This is a genomic window from Klebsiella sp. Ech2A (assembly GCF_030078455.1).
GTDB lineage: Bacteria > Pseudomonadota > Gammaproteobacteria > Enterobacterales > Enterobacteriaceae > Klebsiella > Klebsiella terrigena.
On sequence record NZ_JAQGFU010000295.1, the window covers coordinates 1 to 3820 of the forward strand.

Below are 3820 nucleotides of genomic sequence, written 5' to 3' on the forward strand. Positions count from 1 at the left end.
AGGGGGAACATCAGGTTAAACCCGTCCGCCGCTCCGGCGCGCCAGGTGGCGGTTAGCGCGTCGGCGACCTCTTCCGCGCTGCCGATCAGCAGCCAGCTGTCGGAGCTTTGCAGCAGCAGGCGCCCCAGCTGCAGTACGGTCAGGCTGGGATCGTAGTGGCGGATAAGCCGCAGTGCGGTGCGGATGCCGTCAAACGTCGCCTCGTCCGGCAGCGGCGGCAGGGGCTGGTCCGGCGAGTGGGCGCTTAAATCCATCCGCAGGTAGGAGGAGAGCAGGTCTATCGCCATCTGGTCGCTCATCAAACGCTCGTTCAGCCGCTGGCGCTCCTCCTTCTCGGCGTCGGAATTGACCACCACGGGCAGAACGCCGGCGATGATTTTAAAGTGCGCCGGATCGCGCCCGTAGTCCCGCAGCCGCTGATTCATCTCCTGGCGATAGGCCAGCCCCTCGGCAATGGATTGAATAAACACGAAGTGCATATCTGACCACGCCGCGGCGAGGTTTTTCCCCGCCTCGGAAGACCCCGCCTGGACCAGCACCGGATGACCCTGCGGCGGGCGCGGGACGTTGAGCGGCCCGCGGACGTTAAAGAACTCGCCGCGATGGTTGAGGTGGTGCACCTTAGGCGCGTCGGCAAACAGGCCGCTCGTTTTGTCATACAGCACCGCATCATCCTCCCAGGAGTCCCAAAGCCGGGTGACGACATCGATAAACTCCCCGGCGCGCTGGTAGCGGTTGCCGTGCTGCGGCAGCCGGTCGAGGCCGAAGTTCGCCGCTTCCTCTTCCAGCCACGAGGTGACTACGTTCCAGCTCGCCCGGCCGCCGCTGAGAAAGTCCAGCGAGGCAAAATAGCGGGCGAGGTTGTAGGGTTCGTTGTAGGAGGTGGAGGCGGTGCCCATCAGGCCGATATGCTCGGTCACGGCGGCGAGGGCGGCGAGCAGGGTGATGGGCTCCAGCCGCGCGTTGGCGTAGTGGGTAAGGCCGCTGGGTACCGTATCCCAGATCGAGATATGGTCGGCGATGAAGATGGCGTCAAGGGTGGCGGCCTCGGCTTTCTTCGCCAGCTCCGCGTAGTAGCCGAGGGTAAAAATTTCTTTGCCCGGCGCCTGAGGATGGCGCCATGAGAAGCGGTAATCCCCCTGCGGATTAAAGAAAAACAGGTTCAGAATCATATGATTTTCAGACATGTGCGGCTCGTTTGCGGTTATTGCCGATCCCTGGCGAGGAGAGGTTAGCGGTTTGCCAGATGGTCGTTGACCCACGCTTCCGCCACGGCGGCCGGATCTTTATGCTGCAGATCGACCTGCTGGTTGAGTTCAATCAGGGTGGCGTTGTTCAGCTTGCCGGAGACGTCGTTCAGCACCTTGCTCACCGTCGGCGTCAGGCTGGCTTTGCGCACCAGCGGCACCACGTTCTGGCTCGGCTGCTCGTGCTTATCGTCGTCCAGCACCACCCAGTCCTCTTTCGCCAGGTTGCCCTGGGTGGAGATAACCGTCGCGACGTCGATTTTGCCGGAGTTGAGCGCCAGGCGAGTCAGCGGCCCGCCCATATCGAGGGATTTTACCGCCTTAAATTCGAGGCCGTAGACGCGCTTAAGCCCCGGCAGGCCGAGCGCGCGCACCGCCAGCTCCGGCGGCCCGCCGATGGTCAACTGATGAGCAATGGGCTGCAGATCGGAGAGCTTGCTCAGGCCGTACTTTTTCGCCGTGTCGGCGCGAACCGCCCACGCGGTAATTGAGGTCGCCGGGGAAGGCGTCAGCAGCGTGAAGTCGGCGGGCAGAACCTTAGCCAGCTCGGCGCTGACGTCGCTCTGGCTGGTGGCCAGGGTTTTACCGTCGTAGTAGTTAAGCAGGGCGCCAAGATACTCCGGCACAATATCAATTTCGCCGCTCTTTAATGCCGGAATAATAATCTCGCGGTTGCCGAGATTAAGTCGGGTGCTGACCGCAATATTATTTTTCTTCAGCGCGCTGGCGTAAATATTAGCGAGAATAGAGCTCTCGGTGAAATTAGCGCCGCCGATCGTGACGCTTTCCGCTAATGAGCTAAAGCTTAAGCCGAGTAACCCGACGGCTAATAGTGACAGGCGAAAACGGCGACGGTGAAAAGGGAAAGCTAATATATTGTGCATAGTGCCTCGCTAGGTGAATAAATATCCGTGATGCGCTAAGTCAGCCACGGGTACGCTGCCGCCCGCGTGAGATATTCGGGCCGCGGCGATGGGGGATAAAAACTAATACTCCGGAGTGCCGATGGTATGGGTGAAGCGTCGGTCAATCAGTGAAAAGAGCAGCTCGCTGCCGATGGCCAGCAGGGAGACCACCAGCGAGCCGGCGATCACCTGCGGAATATCGCGCTGGCCGAGCCCGTCAATCAGAAAGCGGCCGAGGCCGCCGAGGCCCGCATAGGCCGCGACGACGGCGGTGGCGATAAGCTGTACCAGCGCGGTACGCATTCCGGCGAAAATAAGCGGTGCGGCCAGCGGGATCCGCAGCTGCCAAAGGCTTTGCAGCGGCGTCATGCCCAGCGCCTTCGCCGCATCGCACAGCTGGCGGTCGGCGTGATAGATCCCGACCCAGGCGTTGGTCAGAATCGGCGGAACGGACATGGCGACCAGCGCGGCGAAGAGCGGAATATCGTTAAAACCAAACAGCAGAATGCACAGCAGAATTAATCCCAGCGCCGGAACTGCCCTGCCGATATTAAATAAGTTAATGATCACGAAGGCGCCTTTGCGCCAGTAGCCGAGCGCAATTCCCGTGGGCAGAGCAATGGCGGAGGCGATCAGCATGCTCAGCGTCACGTAGTAAATATGCTCCCGCAGGCGCACCAGAATACCGCCGTCGCTGAGCCAGTGTTCGGGCTGCAAAAACCAGCCCAGCGTTGCCTGTAGGATATCCATCAGCGCGTCCAGGGCGTAAGCCAATAGCCAACGCGGGCGATCAGCGAGTCAAATAACAGCGACAGCGCGAGGCTCAACGCCAGGCTGACAATGACAGGAGTAATAAAATCCTGGTTAAACCCCGCCAGCAGCAGCTGTCCCAGCCCGCCCTGGCCAATCAGCGCGGTCACCGTCACCAGCCCAACCAGGGTGACGGAGGCGATGCGCAGGCCGGCAAACAGCGACGGCGCCAGCAGGTGCAGCTCGATGTCAAAAAAGCGGTAGCCGCGGGTGTAGCCCAGCGCGCGGGCCGACTCCAGCACCGCCGCCGGCAGCTTCTCGATGCCGGCAAGCGTATTGCGCAGCAGGATCAGCAGGGAATAGATCGTCAGGCCGATGACCGAGGTGGTCAGCGACAGGCCGGTGAACGGCAGCAGTAAAATGAACAGCGCCAGCGAGGGGATCGTAAACAGGATCCCGCAGAGATAGAGCAGCGGCTGCGCGGCTTTCGGCCAGCGCAGGGTCAGGCCAATCAGTAACCCCGTTATCAGGGTGCCAAAAAAGAGCGGGATAGCCACCAGCTGGGTATGCTGCCACAGCAGCGCGCCGAGCGTCATTCGGTTGTCGAGGATCCACTGCCAGTCAACCATAGCGGCGAATTTCCACCAGACCATCCAGCACGTGCTGGAGCAGCGAGTGCGAAACGGTACCCTGATATTTTCCGCTGTCGTCGACGTGCACCAGCACGCCGCCCGGCGCATCCAGCAGCGCGCTGTAGGCAAAGCGCAGGCTGTCCAGCGCGGCCAGCGGCTGGGTGATGGGCAACGCGATGCGCCTGTGCGGATCGAACCACTGCAGCGGGCGCTGGTGCCTATCGAGGATCAGCTGCAGCGGGCTGCTGAGGGTCGGGTGGTGGCTGGCGATGGGCGTATGCTGCTC

Annotated in this window: 4 protein-coding genes and 1 pseudogene; all 5 read right to left on the reverse strand. The window is 61.7% G+C overall.

Features of this window, described 5'->3' with window-relative positions; genetic code table 11:
• The coding region (locus PFH44_RS25685) for an NtaA/DmoA family FMN-dependent monooxygenase (protein ID WP_283826581.1) at window positions 1-1187 on the reverse strand (1187 nt) is incomplete at its 3' end.
• 44 nt (window positions 1188-1231) lie between these two features.
• Window positions 1232-2131, reverse strand: coding sequence for an ABC transporter substrate-binding protein (locus tag PFH44_RS25690; protein ID WP_045859046.1), 900 nt, complete (start codon window positions 2129-2131; stop codon window positions 1232-1234).
• 102 nt (window positions 2132-2233) lie between these two features.
• Window positions 2234-2902 carry an ABC transporter permease gene (locus PFH44_RS25695; protein ID WP_041146144.1) on the reverse strand — a complete coding sequence of 223 codons (669 nt, stop codon included), beginning with the start codon at window positions 2900-2902 and terminating at the stop codon, window positions 2234-2236.
• Complete coding sequence (locus PFH44_RS25700) at window positions 2902-3531, reverse strand: ABC transporter permease (RefSeq protein WP_283826582.1); 630 nt, start codon at window positions 3529-3531, stop codon at window positions 2902-2904. Before PFH44_RS25700 ends, PFH44_RS25695 begins: the two co-directional genes overlap by 1 nt.
• Window positions 3524-3820, reverse strand: a pseudogene (locus PFH44_RS25705) (ABC transporter ATP-binding protein); the annotation flags it as partial. The gene PFH44_RS25700 and the pseudogene PFH44_RS25705, both read right to left, overlap by 8 nt.